Source organism: Rhizobium sp. AN6A, from assembly GCF_900215635.1.
GTDB lineage: Bacteria > Pseudomonadota > Alphaproteobacteria > Rhizobiales > Rhizobiaceae > Agrobacterium > Agrobacterium tumefaciens.
On sequence record NZ_OCNC01000001.1, the window covers coordinates 188,727 to 205,367 of the forward strand.

The window sequence follows — 16,641 nt, forward strand, 5'->3', positions numbered from 1 at the left end:
GACATACGTCGCAGGCCCACCGGCCAATGGCCAGAGGATTCTGGTGTCGCATCGGCCGACACCAACCGCCGAGTAAGGGTTTCCACACCCCCGGGCAGCGCGTACTGCCCTGCTCCGTGTTATAAAAGCTCCCGATTGTTTCCGCTAGGGCATTGGAAAAACAATCGCTTGCAAATTTTCAGGGAGATCCTGGTTATGGCCTTGCGCCGATCCCCGAGAGATCGACCCTGATGCCTGCCTTGTTCGGATCGGACGCTACCGTGTCGGTCGCGGTTGCAGCCGCGGCGTTATATTTGTTGGGGTCGTTGCCATTTTCGGATTCTTCGGAATCGGTCTTAGCGGGGCGCGTGATTTTCTCCTGCCCCGGATCCTCCGCGCGAAACACAGCCACTCCTTCGAAATACCCGGTCTGCCAGGCAAGGACCGCATCATCCATGACCTGTGGCAGGACTTCTTTCGCTGTGGGATTGCCATACCATTCCAAAACGATGCGAAAGACCTTGGCGAAGAGCGCCGTCCCCATGCGGATATTCTCACAAGGCTCGACCATATCCGGCTTTAACTGGCCAGCCTCGACGATGCCGACGCCTGCTGGATATTGTGTGATCCCAACGCGAACGGTGTTGCGACCGAGATTGTTGCGGATCACAGCCAGTGCCTCCTCCGCCGTTGTTGGCTTCGGCACCAGCACGACGCGGTTGCCGGAGCGCACGGTGATGGCGAGAGGGTCCTGCGATCCGGCACGGGTGATAAACTGCTCGACGATCGCGGGCTTCAGGGTAGGATCGGCGCATTGTTGTATAAGGACGGCATCGAGCATCTTGGGTACTCCTTATGTGTTGAACGCCATAACAACGGGCAGGCCGAAGAGTCTTGCCCAGGCTGAGACGCTCGCTTTCTGGATGGCGACGATCGAGGTGTTTTCCGTCCACCAGCCATTGCCAACGGCAACGATCACCTGGGGCGCATGCAGCATCGATTGCAGGATCGGCCAAAGGATAAGCTGCTCGTAGCAGATCAGCGGCGCGATCCTCACTCCGTCAACCTCGACCACCGGGTTGGCGAAGAAGTCGGCCCGCGCGCCACCGCCCTGCCCGGTCCATTGCAACCAAGGTTGCCACATCGAACCCGGGACCGGCATGCGCTCACGATAGAGGACGTTTGCTGCATTGGCCGAGATCACCACCATCACATTGTCATAGCCTCTGGGATCGACGACGGCAGCACCTGCGATAACGGTGAGGTTCGAGCCACGAAGACCTTCCTGCCAGACCCGCGCAACAGTCGGTGTCCAGAAGCCGAGCGCACTTTCCGGCAGGACCACAACATGCGTGTCCGGATGCGCGGCAATTCTGTGGCGCATCGTTGCGATCAGGTCACGGTGATACGGGAGCGATCCATCGCGACCGAGGTTTTGTCCCACCTGAAGGTCGACGCCCCTCCATGCATCAGGTAGTTTCGGTTGCGTCCACGTCGCGGCGGACCAGAGCCAGAATCCTCCAAGGATGACGGCTGCGGCCGGCCAAAGCCTTGTCGTCATGATGAGCAGGCCGGTCGCCATCGCGCACAGTCCCCACCATTCCCAGCCTGGGAATAGCACGCCGGCCGCTGTCAGGGGATGCGCCCAGCCGGTAATGCCGAACGGCGGCAGCCCCGTCAGCGCCATCGCCGATAGATAGCGCAACGCCCTCGCCGAATCCGCACCCCTCTTCCCGGACGCGAATTCGTCACCACGCTTCATCCAGAGTGCAGCATGCACGCTAACGAACGACACCGAAGCCACCTCCCAAAGCACCAGCCCGGGCCAAAGATCGGCGGCATAGAAGTTGGCCACGCCCTGTGGCAAACCGCGGCAGGCCGCCAGGAAATACCCTGCCGCCACAAGTGCAGCGATCGAGCGTGACGGCGCCATTGTCCATAGCACAGGAAATATCGCGGCGACGGGGAGGAGAAGCACCTCCCCGCTCCAGCCGATCCACCCACAGGTAATGGACGTGATGATCAGGAGGATGGATTTCCAGCGATCAGCCAGATGATCGTCACCGCGATCTCGGGTGGTAGGTGAAGACGGGCCGCGCCAAGCCGAGAAGACCGGAATCCGGAACCGGACCAAAATATCGACTATCATAGGAGCTCGCAAAGGAGGAGTGAAGGAACAGATGATGCGGCGGAACCACGCCGCCGGAATCAGGCAGGAGCACCTTGCCCTCGCCGTCCGTGCCGCTCACCGACGATGCGGGGACCGAACGGCCGTCGATGTGCACGTGATCGGTGATTTCGACACGCTGCCCAGGGAGCGCCGCAACAGTCTTGATCAGCGGCGCAACTCCACCGGCACAAAGACCTCGCCGAAGATACCCGCGAACTCGTGCCTCTGCGAAGACGGCTGTCGAGGGCGGACATAAAAACACAAGATCGCCGATAGCGACCGGACGCTGAAGCTGTTCGATACGCCAGAGGCCGAGCGGCTCGCTTGGGGTCAGGTTCAGCCGATAACCACCCGTGATCGCGGCCGCAGTCAGTGCGGACACGAAGACGGCGGCGCCTGTCAGAAACAGGAGAGCCCGCCTGTGCCTCATTGCTTCATCACCGGCGTCTGCCGTTGTGTGAGCCGCTGTTCCTCGGCTTTTCTTAGCGAGTGGACAGTGCGCTCGTGGGTCGCGAGCTGTTGCCCTGTCTGCATGAGCGGCCATGCATGTTTGAGCTGCTCCTTCTGCTCCGGCTTCATACCCTCGGAAAGCTTTTCGTACAGCTTTCCGGAGGGCTCGCGTGCGGCGTTGCTCAACAGCGTCCGTTCTCCAAACCGCTCGGTGACCGCCTGATTGAACCCGTCAATTTCGAGCTTTGTTTCGCGATTGCTGAGCGCGTAGGCTATCGCCGCTGGCAGGTCGTTTCGATCGATGGCGTCACGCACCCGCTCCAGCACGACGCGCGCTACCGGCGACAGCGCCGGAATGTCGATCGAGATCCGCTGACGCAGAGCCTTCTCGTCCGTCTGCAGCCTTTGCGTGGCGGTCTCGCGCATCCGAAGATATTGCTCAAGATCGCGCTTGAGAGCGGGTACGTTCACCTCGGCAACACGACGCGCCTCCCGCTCTGGCTTGCTGGCGAGAATGCCGGTCTTACCCTTCAGTGGACCGATAGATCCCGGCTCAGCCTCCAGCTTCTGCAAGATCTGCTTTACCACCTCCTTGTCTGCCAGAAGCGCATCGAAGTTCATCGCGCGGAAGGCGGTTTCAGGATCGGCGAAGACATACGCAAAACGTGCCGAGACTTCTTCCCATTGCCGTTTGAGGGAGGGATCTGTTCCGAGCCTGTCACCGACGATTTCGGAAACCGAGCCGGAGAATCTCTTGATACCTGCGACCATGGGTGCAGCCTCCTTCATCGTTTGAGTGGTCGGGGATTGAGTCATGCCGAGCCGCGCGGCGAAGGCCGCAAGACGCTGGCCAAGGTCGACAAGTTTGGCCTTCTGGCGCAGCGTCCAGTCGAGCCGATCTCGTATCAAGGTGCGTGCGACCTGGACGACGTGCAGGCCACGAGCCTCGGCGAAGCGCAGCGCGTCGCGATAGAGCTGGCCGCGCTCGTAATCGAGCGTCGTCTCCTTGGCTTGTCTTCGGGAGAGAACTTTTGCCAGGCCGCCGTTGAAGGAGAAGGACCGCGTCCCGTAGTAGAGCTGCAGATCCTCACGGTGGCGGGTCATCGCCACATAGGTCAGATGCCGGTCCAGGGACAGGGAAGCAAGCACCTTGACCCTATCGACGGTGGCGCCCTGGGACTTGTGAATCGTCGTGGCGTAGCCGTGATCGAGATTGTTGTAGAACCGCTGTTCGACGATCACCTGACGACGCTGATCGCCCTCGCCCACCGTTGCGACAATGCGGTTTGCTGCGGCCTCTACGACATGACCGATCATTCCATTCTTGACGCCGAGCGATCCCTCGTTCTTCAGGAAGACGATCTGGTCGCCGGCGTCGAAACGGCGTTCGCCGTCGGCGGTCCGGAACAGATGACCTTCACCCACCATGCCGCGTTCGACCAGCTTTTCGCGGGCCATGACATTGAGGATGCGAACATCGCGGCGCAGATGGGCAAGGATCAGAATCGTCTTCGTCTGATCGTAGTCGCGGTTCCAGTCGGCGATCAGACGCTCGACAGCTTCGGCCTTCAGGCGCTCACCCGTAATCCTGACGTTGGCACCATAAGCACTCAATGCGTTTTCGACATTGCCGCGCGCGAGATCGAGCGACGCCTTGCGCATCCATTCCTCGCGCTGGCGATAGATGGTTTTGAGTTCGGCATAGCCAATACGATCGACAATGGCGCGGAAGGCAGCACCCGCCTCGATCGGCTGAAGCTGTTCAGGATCGCCGACCAGCACGATCTTCGCGCCTGCTCTCACCACCGCATCAACGAACCCCGCCATCTGTTTCGACGCCACCATGCCGGCCTCGTCCATGACAAAAATCGTCTTGTCGTCCAGAAGGTCACGGCCGCGTTTCCAGCGCAGCTCCCATGACGCAAGCGTCCGGCTCTGGATCCCCGCTTCCTTTTCCAATCCTTCGGCCGCTTTGCCTGCAAGCGCACCACCGACCACATGATATCCAGCCAATTCCCAGACTTCACGGGCTGCCTTCATCATCGTGGTCTTGCCGGCCCCGGCACGTCCGACGACCGCGGCGATACGGGCAGGTCCTGCAACGCGCTCGATTGCCGCTTTCTGCTCGTCGGACAACTGCTCATGGCGCCGGAAGGTGGCGTCGAGAGCAGTGGGGGAAACGCTCCTTCCCTCCCGGTTCGACAGCCATGTTGCCTGCCGTGCCATCGTCGCTTCCAGCCGGATCATCGCCCGCGTGGAATAGCGCGCCGGCAGCTTTTCTCCGGTGGAGAAATCGATCGTCTCGCGCTGCAGCCGCAACACTTGCCTGTTCAGGATGATCTTCAACATCAATTGCTGGAAGAGCGCGGGGTCGTCGATATAGCGATGCAGGACCTTGGCTATATCGCGTTCGTCGAAGACGCTCTTCTCTCGCGTGATCAAGTCGAGCACGATGGCTGGATTGTTCAGAATGCGGCGGGTGTTTTCCGAGCGTCGTTGCTCGTTCAGCTCGACCCGTTCCAGTTCCGGGCGAACACCCCTTTGCTCCGCCTTGCGCTCGATCGCCTTGGCCCCGACGCCAAGGTGAATGGTGGGCTCAAGATTGATACCCTGCTTCTCATAGGAACGGCCGTCGATCTTGAGATCGATGCCGCCGAGCGCGAGATGATGGTTCAACCGCTCGAACCATCCGTCGCGCAACACGTTGAAGTCATCGGTCGAACCGGCCCAGAGTTCGTACAGGATCTTCCCGGACTTCGTGCGTACCGGCTGGCCGTCTTCGCCGATGACGGCAACCTTCTTCGACCCGAAGCTCTCATCAGAAAGCGGCCGCAACGTGGTCATCAGATGGATATGCGGATTGCCGGGATTTTCGTGGTAAACCCAATCGGCAACCATGCCCTTCGCCAGGATGTGTTTCTCGACAAAATCCCTGACCAGGGCGATGTTCTGCTCGGCCGAAAGTTCCAGGGGCAAGGCAATTGTCAGGTCACGGGCAAGCTGCGCATCGGCACGCTTCTCGAACGCTTCCACCTTGTTCCAGAAGGCTTCGACAGCGCCCGAAACAGAGCGGTAGGCGATGAGACTGCGAGCCCATTCGGGGGCATTTGCAGGGAGTACGAACTCTTCATGCAGCAAGCCTTGTTTGCGGGTGTAGTCAATGGTGCGGGCCTCGCGCTCAAATTCCATCTTCGCGCAGTGCCGGTAGGCCGCAGACAGCACCACGCTGCGGCCCGAGCCGCGGCTGACGATGCTGGCTGAGAAATGGGCGATGGCCACGGCGAAGAGCGCTCCCGGTTAGAACCAAGTTCGTCGGGAGTGGCGGTAGAGCCCGATCTCACCGGGCCGATAAGCAACGCGTCGTATCACGACGTATAATTGCGCCCTTGGGAAGCCGCCCCTTCGGAACGGCGGGATCATTCACAAAAGCATCGCCCTTGGCGATCTGCAGATCTGCAGGTTTCAATTCACGCACATCCGGAAGAATCTGGGCGTCGCAAGTGCAACGCCCAGACTTCAAAGGAGCAACCGGAATGAAGAAACCTTCATCGAAGATCAGGGAAGAGATCGCAAGATTGCAGGATCAACTGAAGCAGGCCGAGACCCGTGAGGCCGAACGCATCGGCCGCATTGCGCTGAAGGCTGGTCTCGGGGAAATCGAGATTGACGAGGCAGAGCTTCAGGCTGCCTTCGAGGACGTCGCCAAACGGTTTCACGGAGGCAAAGGGAGTGCGGCGGGCAAGAAAGACGTCGGAGATGGCGGAACCGCGAGCGGGACGTCCGCGACGCAGTCGCCTGGCGCGGATGCGAGCGGCACTGGTGAGGTTTGAGCGCATGGCTAAAGCGATGACATCAGATGCACGCAAGAAGGATACGAGGGAAAAAATCGAGCTCGGCGGCCTGATCGTCAAGGCCGGTCTGCGCTACGAGAAGCGTGCTTTGCTCCTCGGCCTGCTGATCGATGCAGCCAAGCGGATTAAGGGCGACGAGACGGAGAAGGCCCGACTGACGGCGATTGGCGCGGAGGCCTTCGGCAATGACGGCGAATAGGCTGCTTCTGGCAATCCTGCCCACGGCAATCATGGTCGCAGTGATGATCCTGACGTCAGGCTTGGAACATCGGCTGGCGGCGCTCGGGACAACAGCACCGGCGAAGCTGATGCTGGGCCGCGTCGGGCTCGCCCTTCCCTATATAGCCGCGGCCGCGATCGGCGTCGTCTCGCTGTTCGCCGCCAATGGTTCGGCGAATATCAAGGCTGCCGGATTGAGCGTACTGGCCGGGAGTGCTGTGGTCATTGTCATCGCCACGACACGTGAGGCCCGTCGCCTGTCCGGAATTGTCAACAACGTGCCAGCCGGACAATCGGTTCTCGCCTATGCCGATCCGGCAACGATGATTGGCGCTGGTGTCGCCTTCATCGGAAGTGGCTTTGCCCTTCGGGTTGCGATCAGGGGCAATACCGCCTTCGCAACGGCCGCACCAAAGCGGATCGGTGGCAGGCGTGCGGTCCACGGCGAAGCCGACTGGATGAAGATGCAGGAGGCTGCAAAACTGTTTCCCGAGCACGGTGGCATCGTCATCGGCGAGCGATACCGCGTCGATCGCGATAGTGTTGCCACCATGCAGTTTCGCGCTCATGAACCGCAAAGCTGGGGTGCCGGCGGCAGGTCACCGCTGCTCTGCTTTGACGGTTCCTTCGGATCGTCGCATGGCATCGTCTTTGCCGGATCCGGTGGCTTTAAGACGACCTCGGTGACGATCCCGACCGCGCTCAAATGGGGCGGCGGTCTCGTTGTGCTGGATCCGTCGAGCGAGGTCGCGCCGATGGTTTCCGAACATCGGCGTCAGGCCGGCCGCAAGGTGATCGTGCTCGATCCAACCGCGTCTGGTGTCGGCTTCAATGCGCTCGACTGGATCGGTCGTCATGGCAATACCAAGGAAGAGGATATCGTCGCCGTTGCGACGTGGATCATGACCGACAATGCGCGCACGGCATCTGCCCGCGACGACTTCTTCAGGGCCTCGGCGATGCAACTCGTGACGGCTTTGATCGCCGATGTCTGCCTGTCAGGACACACCGATGAAAAAGACCAAACTTTGCGCCAGGTCCGCGCCAACCTGTCCGAACCCGAGCCAAAACTTCGGGCGCGTCTGACGAAGATCTATGAAGGGTCGGATTCGGATTTCGTGAAGGAGAATGTCTCCGTCTTCGTCAACATGACGCCGGAGACATTTTCTGGTGTCTATGCCAATGCAGTCAAGGAAACACACTGGCTGTCCTATCCCAACTATGCCGGTCTGGTCTCCGGCGACAGTTTCTCGACCGACGATCTCGCAAACGGCGGGACGGACATCTTCATCGCGCTCGATCTGAAAGTGCTGGAAGCCCATCCGAGCTTCGCGCGCGTCGTCATCGGCTCGCTGCTGAACGCGATCTATAACCGCAAAGGCGACGTAAAGGATCGCACACTCTTCCTACTCGACGAGGTGGCTCGTCTCGGCTATCTGCGCATCCTCGAAACGGCGCGCGATGCAGGCCGCAAATACGGCATCACGCTGACGATGATCTTCCAGTCGCTCGGCCAGATGCGCGAGGCTTATGGAGGGCGTGATGCGACGAGCAAGTGGTTCGAATCTGCATCGTGGATTTCGTTCGCGGCGATCAACGATCCCGATACGGCCGACTACATCTCGAAGCGATGTGGCGACACCACGGTCGAGGTCGACCAGACCAATCGCTCGTCCGGAATGAAGGGATCGTCGAGGTCGCGGTCGAAGCAACTCAACAGCCGACCGTTGATCCTTCCGCATGAGGTCCTGCGCATGCGCGCCGACGAACAGATCGTCTTCACCTCGGGTAACGCACCCCTTCGATGCGGGCGCGCCGTCTGGTTCCGCCGCGAGGACATGAAGGCCTGTGTCGGAGAGAACCGGTTTCACAAAAACTCTTCCGGCACGTATGAACCGGCTGTGCGATAGATCGAGGACCCAACGGTGAGATATTGGGAAGCATGCGAAGCACAGGTGACAGTGGCCGAGGCGATCGATGAATGCCGCAGGCGGACCGCCCCCAGTGTTCACCAGAACTTCACGAAAATGAATCGGTCAGACGCAATCGATTCATATCTCTCGTTGGACGAAAACTGGCGACCGAGCGATTATGCTGGCATGCTCATTCAACCCTACCACCTCTATGTCGAACGCACGGACGAAGCCCGCAACATGGCCCGCTTTTATGCGATGACGATCGAGCCCAATCTGTTCGGCGAAATCTGCCTGACACGCCGCTGGGGCCGGATTGGAGCCCAAGGCCAGATGAAGACCCAGCTTTTTGCCAGAGAGCAAGATGCGGTCACCACCTTCCTGGATCTTCTCCGCCGGAAGCGAAGCCGCGGATACCGGGTCAGCCCTTCGGCAACCGGTCATTAATGATCGACGATCTCTCGCAGACACTGGCTACCATCCACACATCGGCCATGCTAAACAGGAGCATTCGACGTTTGGCATATTCGCATGGTCTCCGGCTTTTCTTCCGGAAAAAGAGATGGCAGCGCAACCTCACTATGCGCGGTATAGTGCTCCGCATCATGTTCACCATCGCCCTCGCGGCCAGTGCTGCGTCGATGACACTGGCCGCACCGAATATAGCTGCGACAATGTTTGAGAAATGTACCGGCGGCCATTGTATCGCCTGCGTCATCGATGGTGATAAGCTGTGGATCGATGGCACGAAAGTCCGAATTGCCGACATAGACGCACCTGAGATTAGCGAGCCCAAATGCCCCTCGGAACTTGCTCTTGGAAACCGAGCGACTGAGCGATTGACCGAACTGGTCAACCAAGGTCCATTCGAAATTCGAGCATGGTCCGGTCGCGACACGGATCGCTATGGCCGTACACTTCGGGTTCTGGTTCGAAATGGCCACAGCCTCGGCGATATCTTGGTCTCGGAAGGACTGGCCCGAGCAAATGTCGAAGTCTGCGATTAGCAGCACCATTCTGCCTGAATTCATTCCGGAAGGAAAAAGAAACCGACCCGGAACTAGGATCAGCCCCACATCGATTACGATCCACAATACTGACAATACTAACAGAGGCGCGAATGCGAAAGCGCACTCAAGATTTGTTCGCGAAACCGGTTACTACGAGCACAACGGCAAGATCATTTGGGTGTCATGGCATTTCACCGTCGATGACACACACGTAATCCAACATCTGCCTTTGAACGAGGTCGGTTATCACGCAGGTTCGAATGCCAATGGTTCGAGCATTGCGATCGAGATTTGCATGAACTCCGACAACGACCAGGAACGCGCCAATAGCCGGGCTGTCGGTTTAGTCGCGAGCTTGCTCAGGGACTTCGGCTGGGACGTCGACCAAGTAAAGCGTCATAAGGATTGGACCGGGAAAAATTGTCCATCCCTTCTCATGTCAGGCACCAAATGGAAAGCATTTCTCAAGGCGGTTTCTACTGAACTTTCAGCCGCCAAAGCTACCGTCGAGCTTGATCCTGAAGACGTCAAAGCCGCGCAGGGAACATGGAAAGCCCCGACCGAGGTTGGGGATTTCGACATCGACCATGATGCTCTTAAGTCTGCAATCGACGCATCCTTCTCCAACGACATCGGCCTGAGTGACCAGACCTCTTTTTTCCGGGCGAACCATTTATTCGAGTCTGTCATCTCAACATTGGCTGATCGGATTCATGGGGGATCTCTTCTGTTTCCACATGGCATCAACGATATTTCTCTCGATATCAGTCCCGCTGGGTTCAGATTCGCGGTGAAGGGACCAGCAAGCTCCGGAATAGCGGCCGAAGACGCGGCCGAGCATGAAGACACCGTCCCGGACGAGAACTTCGATGCCGACATAATGCGAGCCCTACCTCCGATCACAAGCGACCTCAGGGATAGCTCTTCGGTCTACGGGACGCATCGCGCCGATCGGCGGTACGGAATCGAGCGTACGATCGAAGCGGTGAACCGGGTTGCAGAACGGTTTCACGACGAGTTCGGAATCCGGGTTGGCATCGGAGATATCAGCAAAGAAGGTGGCGGACCGATTTCGGGTCACGACTCCCATCAGAAGGGTGTGGATGTCGATGTTCGAGTTCCCAGACACGACGACCGTGAAGAAGCCTCAAATTTCCGACATTCGTCGTATTCGAGGCAGCGCACCCAACGATTGGTCGAACTCTTTCGAACGAACGGCATCTTCCGGGTGAAGTTCATTTTTTTCAACGACCCTCAGGTCCACGGGGTGTCGTATTGGAAAAACCACGACAATCATCTGCACGTACGATTCGACATCGATACCCTTCACGGCGAAGTCGCTTAATCAAGGCGGATTTGGTTCACGGCAGAAAAGGGCCGTCGGAAAACCAAGGCCCATGAAGTGTGAAGGTCAAAAACCTCAGCACGGTCATCGCGAAGGCATCACCGCCTGTCGGAACAAGGCGCTCGATCGATGCTTGGTCCGGCTTAAATTACCCGGTAGAGGAAAAGGCCCCGCCGGTGGCGGAGCCTCATGATGTCAATCAATCCCGGTTCGGGCGGGACCAGATAAGCTGGAGGCCGTCTTCGCCTTCGACTTCGGCGAGCGTTGCGTAGATTGGAGCTGGAAAGCTCGGATCGTCGAGCTTGACCGAGAGGTAGTCGCGGCCCTCACCGGAGGTCTTCTGCCAGGCGGCGCCCAGTTCGACGCTCCCCGCGTAGACGCGGAACTGCGGGCCCTTGTCGGAGGGGTTCTCGACCCGGGCAATGCGGGCCTTGACGTTGAGGGCGAGAGTGCGGATGGAGCCGGTGAAGCCGTTTTCGGTGGAGGTGAAGGTGCCGATGGTTGCCATTGTCGTATTCCTTTTCTCGTGTTCGGGCCGCGCCCATCGCGGTCTCGATGGCTGTCGCAAAGACCTGTGACGATCGGACCGCACCTGATAAGGCCGGAATGAAATGGAGGGCGGCAACTGCCACTTTTGTTAGTGGGAGAGGAATGGCGGCGCAGCCGACAGGGGTAAGAAAAGTGGTCGTGGCCGTTGCGGGAAAACGATCGAGGCGCAGCCGGTCTCCGGTCAGACATGCCTCATCGAGCTCGCAGATGGGTTGCCGGAAACTCCGACGGGAAGGGATATGGCAGTGGCGTCCCGCCGCATTTGCCTCGGTCAGGAATGGTAGCCTGGGCCCTGCCCCACTTGCACCGCCGTCGTTGCCTGCTTCAATTGGGGAAACGAGCTCCACGTAGACATCGGCCGGCTTGTCCAAGACGCCTCGTGCGATATCGTTGCACCCCGCGAATCGTAGCCTGGAGAACCAATGCGTCAGCAGACCAAACCGTTCATCGTCGAACGCAAAATGTCCCGTAAACCCAAACCCGACGCTGCAAAACCGTCGATCTGGGGAAGGCTGGATGCTGACATTGCACAAGGTCTCCAACAACAATTGGACGGGGACCAGCGTGATACGGATTACGCGGCCACCACCGGTGGTGGCGACCGCGCTTGAGCATTAAGCCGCATCCATCAAATCCGCTTTCGGCTGTAAGGAATGCAGAAAGCTCACTGCCCGCTGCGCATGGGCGGCCGCTTGGAAAATTGCCCGCTTGTCGTTGGCCAGCACCGAGAGCCACGACTGCAGATACGATGCATGATCCGGCCTCGGCTCAAGCTCCGGCGCGATACCGAGATCGGCGCAGAGGAAACAACTGCCGAGCTCGGCAATGAGTTCTTCGCGCGCCCGCTCTGTCCGGTCCTTGGCATAGCGCGACAGGTCACGTCCCACGCGATGTTCTGCCGCCGTCCAGTGGGTTGCTTCATGACTGAGGACGGCTGCGTATCCGGAAGCATCGCGGAACACCTCGAAGGGCGGCATCTGGATATAGTCCATGACCGGCGAATAGTAGGCCTGATTGCCGCCTTGACGGATGACTGCACCGGTATTGCGGAAGAAGCGATCGGCGCTCTCGATCCGCGCGACCGGATCAAGGACCTTGGCCGGAGGCGCGTAATAGCCATCGGGCAACCCCTCGATCTGCTCCACGTTGAACACCGAATACGCCTTCAGGAACGGGATCTCCCGATCGACTTCGTTGCCGTTTCCGTCGGCTTCGGACTTGGTGAAACGGCTGGCGAAGACAACGGTCGAGCCCGTCTCGCCCTTGCGCACTGCCCCGCCCAGTTCGAGCGCCTGCAGATAAGTCATCCACATCGACGAGGCGAAGCCGCGCGACATCTGCTCCGACCATAGGAGGATCACGTTCATGCCCGAGTAGGGAAGGCCGTTGTGGCGCACCGGCCGGCTTATGCGACCATTGGTGTTGGCGGCGCTCCACGGCTTCATCCAGGGACGCACGCCTTGTTCGAGATCCTCGACAATCCGATCGGTGATCCGCGCATAGATGTCGATGCGGTTGGAATCCGTTTTCCTGCTCATGACTTCTTTCTCCATTAGGACAGCGCCTATCGCGGTCCGTCACGGAGGTCCGAAATCAGGGGCCGATGGTGTGGCCATGCACCGGAACGGCCGCAAGCGTGGAGGACGGCAAAGCCGTTGCATGGGCGCCCGGCTCCTGCAGGACCGGCGAGCGGGACGGGCCGCGATAGGCGCGTCTCCAGTTTTCCTTTTCGGCATGAGAAAAGGCCGGCGCTGTAAGCACCGGCCTTGAACCAGGAAAAGAAGGCGGGGTGCGACCCCGCCAAATGAGTTATCCGAATGCAGCCATCTGAACTTCGGCCGCTTTGCGGTCGAGCGATGCGCCCGGGTTTTCGACCGGCCGGTCGAATGGTTTCCAGCTCTCGCCGACGACCTGTTCGTAAGCCGCCACCGCGCCCTCGGCTGTCATGCGCAGCGCATGGGACTGGATACCCATGTCAGCCGCGAATTCCCGCTTGCGTTGTGCGGCGCTGTCATAGCCGACCGGACCGTCGAGATCCTCGTCGCGGGCATCGTTGGATGCCTTGGCCGTTGCGTCGCGCGCCTCGGTGACGGCGCGCGAGTAGAACTGCCCGGCGCCATGCGCCGATCCTACGAAGGCCCCGACGATGCGCTGCAGATGGATCTGCATGGCCCGCTCGCCCAAGCCCTCGGAGAGGCTGTCGGCGGTTTCGACGATCAGCCGCTCATGCAGGCTGCGGATGCCATCGCTGTCGACGACCGTGGTGCCAAAGCTTTCGGCGATCTTAAGCGCCTGGGCCGCATCGGGGCATGTGAGGCGCACCATTTCGAGGGTTGCTCCTTTGCGGAGTTGTGAGTTCCGTGCGTTGGAGCGGTTATGAGTTGCTGGCTTGGCCATGTCTGTTCCTTCCTTGGCTGCCGAAGCGGTTCCGGCCCGTGCCGGTCTGCCCTTCGATGCGGACGACCAGAACCGGCAAAGGGACGGGCGGCTTCACAGGTCCGATCCGGCTGAGCCAGCAGGGCAGGTTTGCGGGCAAGCAGGTTTTTACCTGAGCAGACGGCGAGCCTGCCCTCGCGCAGGGAGGCTGGGTCGGCCGCCACGCGGCGCGACAGCGGCCTTGAAACGCCCGGCCGCCGGTTTAGACCGCAGCGAACAAGAAGGGCAGTCCAGCACGGCCCGATATCTGGCTCTAGCGGGAAGGAACAGACGCGGCCAAACCCGCCACGCCGACGACATCGAAGCCGGGCAAGTTCAGCACCAGCGGCTACGTTTACGGGCCTGCCTATGTCGCCGGACGATGCAAAGGTCGCTCGTCGCGATGCTGCAGTTCACCGATGACACTCTCTTGCATGGCCAGCCTGCGGCGGATCATGTCGAGTTCGACCCAATGCTCGAAGGTGAGGCGGTCGACGAGCTCCTGATGGCCAGTACGACGACCCGATCGGCGACGCGCTCGGCTCCAGGCTTTCACCGTCGTCGTCTGCCTTTCCGCGCGCGCTGTAATTTGCCGGGTGAGACATTCCAGATGCCAGCCTGTCGACGATTGCTTTTGCCAGCGGTTTCGAAGCGCGTGCATTGATCATCGCCCATCCCCCGGTCGTCGGCGGCCGATGAAGGAGGACGGTCTTTCGACGGATAAACCGTCCGCACTGGTGGCAAACTCCACCCCCGAAAAATCGGGGGTGGATGCTACGATGTTCGATGGGGGGCGGCTGTCACGCTGCGTCGCTCTGATCGAAGCCGGCGTCGTACTCTTCGTGGTCAGAAAGAACTGCATCCTGCAGATCGTGCTGATCCGCAACCCCGTTGAAGTGCCCTTCCTGATCCTCGGCTGGGTCGTCAACATGATCGCCACCATCGTCTTGCGCGGCCGCGCCGAGAATATCCGTAGCTGAGCTCGCCCGGATCCAGTCGAGCAACTCGTCAGCTGGCGGGGCGAAGCGTGCCGAAGCATGGACGAAGTGCTCGTTTTCGAAATGCTCGACGAGCGCTGCACGGGTTTCACGAACCTTGGGCCGAGGCTGTACGGATGCCTCGGCGCACGATGCTTCCAGTGCCTGGCGGGACAAGCACAGGAGGAACTCCTCCGAACCCATGTTCGGCAGGAATTGATCGGCTCCGATAGCCTCGCCGGCGATGCGCGAGACCATACCGCTGTTCGACATACCGCGGCGGCACGAGAAGACATCGATCAGCACGGAGCGAACGGCGATCCGCAGCGTGTCCTGGTCAAAGGCAAGCTTTCCATGCTCATCGAACAGAGCGACCGCATGGCGCGAGAAGCGCTTGCCGGAATAAAACGTCCCATCTGCACCGGAGTCGACGCGGACGTTCTGCCCCGCAAAGGCCAGAACTAGCAGCGCCATCAGCATATCATCCTCGATCGGCGTCCGGCCGAGCGCATCATGCAGGGCATCGGTGCGAAAATCCCCGATCATGTCATGGCCCTTCTGGGTCACGTCGGGCCGAGGCTTCGGCGAGGCAATCGCGTCGCCATCGTTGCTGTCCGCCGTGGAGCCGTCTCCAGCGGCGCCCTTCGGCTTGGCCGCCTCGGGCATGCGGTAGTGCACTGTCTGCACCTTGCCGTCGCGATCGAGGTAGAGCGCGGTGTAGTCGGACTTGGAGGGCTTGCCGTAGACTTGGGCCGCCTTCTTCGGCAGCTCCGGCTGGCCCCAGCTGTTGACTTCGACGATGGCACCGCGCTTGGGAAGGTTTCCGGTCATCCACTCATGCTGGGCGCCGAGAAAGCCTTCGACATTGGTGGTATAGCGCCCGTCCTGATCGGCTGGCGCGAAGAGGTCTTCGATCCACTCGATACCATAGGCCTGTGCCAGATCGTCACCAAAGCTCGCATCCCGGGCAAACATGCGCTTCTTGGTCAGCGCATTGGCGATCTGCCACCACGGAGCGGTGTCGCCCTTCTTCGGCTTGTGTGCTTTCCAGACCTCTTTCTGCTCGACTTGACCGGCGGCGGCGATGATCCGCAGCTGCGGCTCGGACGGCATGTCGCCCAGCGCCATCTGCTCAAGCATCGCGGGAAGGACATTGGCGAGCAGCCGCAGCTTGCGGATCTGGCGGACAGGAAGCGCGAGGGCGACCGCAATCGCTTCTTCAGTCCAGCCGAGCGCGACGAGACGTTCGATGCCGCGCCACTGATCCACGGGGTTGAGCGCTTCGCGAACCGAGTTTTCGACCATCGAGCGCATGGCCCCATTGTCGTTAGCGGCATCCACGACAAGAATTTCGATCTCTTCCAGACCGGCGGCGATGGCCAATCGCACGCGACGATGTCCGGCGTCGATGATATAGCCGTTTCCGCCATCGGTTTCGGGGGCAACAACCGGCGGCTGGACGATGCCAACGGCCTTGATCGTTGCCAGCATCAACGCATCGGCCTGCGGCGAGGATTTCGACTGGCGCATCCGGTCGGGATTTTCCTTCAGTGCACGTGGGTCAACCTTCATGATCTGCATGGGATTTGTCCTTCTCGATAGGGTTCCGGGCCAACGCCTTGCCAGCCCTTCCTGTCTTCATCTTTTCTCGAAGACACCTCCCGGACCGCCGAGCGGCCGGACTGCCGCAACTGCGGCCGAGCATCCCTGCTGCGCGGGACGAGCGGGGCGACCGGGCCCTGCTAAGGACAAGCGGCCGGGAT

Annotated in this window: 17 protein-coding genes; 7 read left to right on the plus strand and 10 right to left on the minus strand. The window is 60.3% G+C overall.

Annotated features, from left to right (window positions below):
* Positions 1 to 193 precede the first annotated feature (193 nt).
* From CRO62_RS00885 to traA, 4 genes are read right to left on the minus strand one after another with little or no spacing between them, the layout of a single operon-like run.
* Positions 194 to 820 (minus strand): TraH family protein, encoded by a 627-nt coding sequence (locus CRO62_RS00885; RefSeq protein WP_097098793.1) that lies wholly within the window; start codon positions 818 to 820, stop codon positions 194 to 196.
* A gap of 12 nt (positions 821 to 832) precedes the next feature.
* Positions 833 to 2,128, minus strand: coding sequence for a conjugal transfer protein TraB (locus tag CRO62_RS00890; protein ID WP_097098794.1), 1,296 nt, complete (start codon positions 2,126 to 2,128; stop codon positions 833 to 835).
* A complete protein-coding gene (traF, locus tag CRO62_RS00895; protein ID WP_097098795.1) occupies positions 2,040 to 2,579 on the minus strand; it encodes a conjugative transfer signal peptidase TraF in 540 nt (179 codons plus the stop codon). The genes CRO62_RS00890 and traF overlap by 89 nt, the downstream gene beginning before the upstream one ends.
* Positions 2,576 to 5,878: a Ti-type conjugative transfer relaxase TraA gene (gene traA / locus CRO62_RS00900; protein ID WP_097098796.1), complete on the minus strand. Its 3,303-nt coding sequence runs from the start codon at positions 5,876 to 5,878 to the stop codon at positions 2,576 to 2,578. Before traA ends, traF begins: the two co-directional genes overlap by 4 nt.
* A gap of 254 nt (positions 5,879 to 6,132) precedes the next feature.
* Here traA and traC point away from each other — a divergent pair, with 254 nt between their 5' ends.
* The 6 genes from traC (at position 6,133) to CRO62_RS00930 (ending at position 10,937) form a co-directional block, all read left to right on the plus strand.
* A complete protein-coding gene (traC, locus tag CRO62_RS00905) occupies positions 6,133 to 6,429 on the plus strand; it encodes a conjugal transfer protein TraC (protein WP_097098797.1) in 297 nt (98 codons plus the stop codon).
* A gap of 4 nt (positions 6,430 to 6,433) precedes the next feature.
* Positions 6,434 to 6,649, plus strand: coding sequence for a type IV conjugative transfer system coupling protein TraD (gene traD, locus CRO62_RS00910; protein ID WP_179784419.1), 216 nt, complete (start codon positions 6,434 to 6,436; stop codon positions 6,647 to 6,649).
* Positions 6,636 to 8,579 (plus strand): Ti-type conjugative transfer system protein TraG, encoded by a 1,944-nt coding sequence (gene traG / locus CRO62_RS00915; protein WP_097098799.1) that lies wholly within the window; start codon positions 6,636 to 6,638, stop codon positions 8,577 to 8,579. Before traD ends, traG begins: the two co-directional genes overlap by 14 nt.
* A 117-nt stretch (positions 8,580 to 8,696) precedes the next feature.
* Positions 8,697 to 9,029 carry a WGR domain-containing protein gene (locus CRO62_RS00920; protein ID WP_097098871.1) on the plus strand — a complete coding sequence of 111 codons (333 nt, stop codon included), beginning with the start codon at positions 8,697 to 8,699 and terminating at the stop codon, positions 9,027 to 9,029.
* The gene (locus tag CRO62_RS00925) at positions 9,029 to 9,589 is read left to right on the plus strand and encodes a thermonuclease family protein (protein WP_323455415.1); all 561 of its coding nucleotides are present in this window, start codon (positions 9,029 to 9,031) and stop codon (positions 9,587 to 9,589) included. The genes CRO62_RS00920 and CRO62_RS00925 overlap by 1 nt, the downstream gene beginning before the upstream one ends.
* Positions 9,570 to 10,937, plus strand: coding sequence for a penicillin-insensitive murein endopeptidase (locus CRO62_RS00930; RefSeq protein ID WP_179784420.1), 1,368 nt, complete (start codon positions 9,570 to 9,572; stop codon positions 10,935 to 10,937). The genes CRO62_RS00925 and CRO62_RS00930 overlap by 20 nt, the downstream gene beginning before the upstream one ends.
* A 199-nt stretch (positions 10,938 to 11,136) precedes the next feature.
* Here the strand turns inward: CRO62_RS00930 and CRO62_RS00935 are convergent, their stop codons facing one another.
* On the minus strand, positions 11,137 to 11,445 hold the full coding sequence (locus CRO62_RS00935) for a DUF736 domain-containing protein (RefSeq protein WP_003585013.1): 309 nt from the start codon (positions 11,443 to 11,445) through the stop codon (positions 11,137 to 11,139).
* Positions 11,446 to 11,908: 463 nt separating this feature from the next.
* Here CRO62_RS00935 and CRO62_RS00940 point away from each other — a divergent pair, with 463 nt between their 5' ends.
* On the plus strand, positions 11,909 to 12,097 hold the full coding sequence (locus CRO62_RS00940) for a hypothetical protein (protein WP_097098801.1): 189 nt from the start codon (positions 11,909 to 11,911) through the stop codon (positions 12,095 to 12,097).
* Between the two features lie 3 nt (positions 12,098 to 12,100).
* On the opposite strand, the gene CRO62_RS00945 is transcribed toward CRO62_RS00940, so the two are convergent.
* From CRO62_RS00945 to CRO62_RS00960, 5 genes are all read right to left on the minus strand, one after another.
* Positions 12,101 to 13,024, minus strand: a complete 924-nt coding sequence (locus tag CRO62_RS00945) for an ArdC family protein (RefSeq protein WP_097098802.1) — start codon at positions 13,022 to 13,024, stop codon at positions 12,101 to 12,103.
* 55 nt (positions 13,025 to 13,079) lie between these two features.
* Positions 13,080 to 13,247 carry a hypothetical protein gene (locus tag CRO62_RS27120; RefSeq protein ID WP_179784421.1) on the minus strand — a complete coding sequence of 56 codons (168 nt, stop codon included), beginning with the start codon at positions 13,245 to 13,247 and terminating at the stop codon, positions 13,080 to 13,082.
* Between the two features lie 48 nt (positions 13,248 to 13,295).
* Positions 13,296 to 13,883 (minus strand): hypothetical protein, encoded by a 588-nt coding sequence (locus tag CRO62_RS00950; RefSeq protein WP_097098803.1) that lies wholly within the window; start codon positions 13,881 to 13,883, stop codon positions 13,296 to 13,298.
* A gap of 385 nt (positions 13,884 to 14,268) precedes the next feature.
* On the minus strand, positions 14,269 to 14,562 hold the full coding sequence (locus tag CRO62_RS00955; RefSeq protein ID WP_323455416.1) for a hypothetical protein: 294 nt from the start codon (positions 14,560 to 14,562) through the stop codon (positions 14,269 to 14,271).
* A gap of 139 nt (positions 14,563 to 14,701) precedes the next feature.
* Positions 14,702 to 16,459 carry a ParB N-terminal domain-containing protein gene (locus CRO62_RS00960; RefSeq protein WP_097098804.1) on the minus strand — a complete coding sequence of 586 codons (1,758 nt, stop codon included), beginning with the start codon at positions 16,457 to 16,459 and terminating at the stop codon, positions 14,702 to 14,704.
* Between the last annotated feature and the right edge of the window lie 182 nt (positions 16,460 to 16,641).

Coding starts and splice junctions, on each gene's coding strand:
- CRO62_RS00925 (WP_323455415.1), top strand. CDS start 9,029: ATGATCGACGATCTCTCGCAGACACTGGCTACCATCCACACATCGGCC.
- traD (WP_179784419.1), top strand. CDS start 6,434: ATGGCTAAAGCGATGACATCAGATGCACGCAAGAAGGATACGAGGGAA.
- traC (WP_097098797.1), top strand. CDS start 6,133: ATGAAGAAACCTTCATCGAAGATCAGGGAAGAGATCGCAAGATTGCAG.
- CRO62_RS00885 (WP_097098793.1), bottom strand. CDS start 820: ATGCTCGATGCCGTCCTTATACAACAATGCGCCGATCCTACCCTGAAG.
- CRO62_RS00950 (WP_097098803.1), bottom strand. CDS start 13,883: ATGGCCAAGCCAGCAACTCATAACCGCTCCAACGCACGGAACTCACAA.
- CRO62_RS00940 (WP_097098801.1), top strand. CDS start 11,909: ATGCGTCAGCAGACCAAACCGTTCATCGTCGAACGCAAAATGTCCCGT.
- CRO62_RS00930 (WP_179784420.1), top strand. CDS start 9,570: ATGTCGAAGTCTGCGATTAGCAGCACCATTCTGCCTGAATTCATTCCG.
- CRO62_RS00890 (WP_097098794.1), bottom strand. CDS start 2,128: ATGATAGTCGATATTTTGGTCCGGTTCCGGATTCCGGTCTTCTCGGCT.
- traG (WP_097098799.1), top strand. CDS start 6,636: ATGACGGCGAATAGGCTGCTTCTGGCAATCCTGCCCACGGCAATCATG.
- CRO62_RS00945 (WP_097098802.1), bottom strand. CDS start 13,024: ATGAGCAGGAAAACGGATTCCAACCGCATCGACATCTATGCGCGGATC.
- traF (WP_097098795.1), bottom strand. CDS start 2,579: ATGAGGCACAGGCGGGCTCTCCTGTTTCTGACAGGCGCCGCCGTCTTC.
- CRO62_RS00960 (WP_097098804.1), bottom strand. CDS start 16,459: ATGCAGATCATGAAGGTTGACCCACGTGCACTGAAGGAAAATCCCGAC.
- CRO62_RS00935 (WP_003585013.1), bottom strand. CDS start 11,445: ATGGCAACCATCGGCACCTTCACCTCCACCGAAAACGGCTTCACCGGC.
- CRO62_RS00955 (WP_323455416.1), bottom strand. CDS start 14,562: ATGCACGCGCTTCGAAACCGCTGGCAAAAGCAATCGTCGACAGGCTGG.
- CRO62_RS00920 (WP_097098871.1), top strand. CDS start 8,697: ATGAATCGGTCAGACGCAATCGATTCATATCTCTCGTTGGACGAAAAC.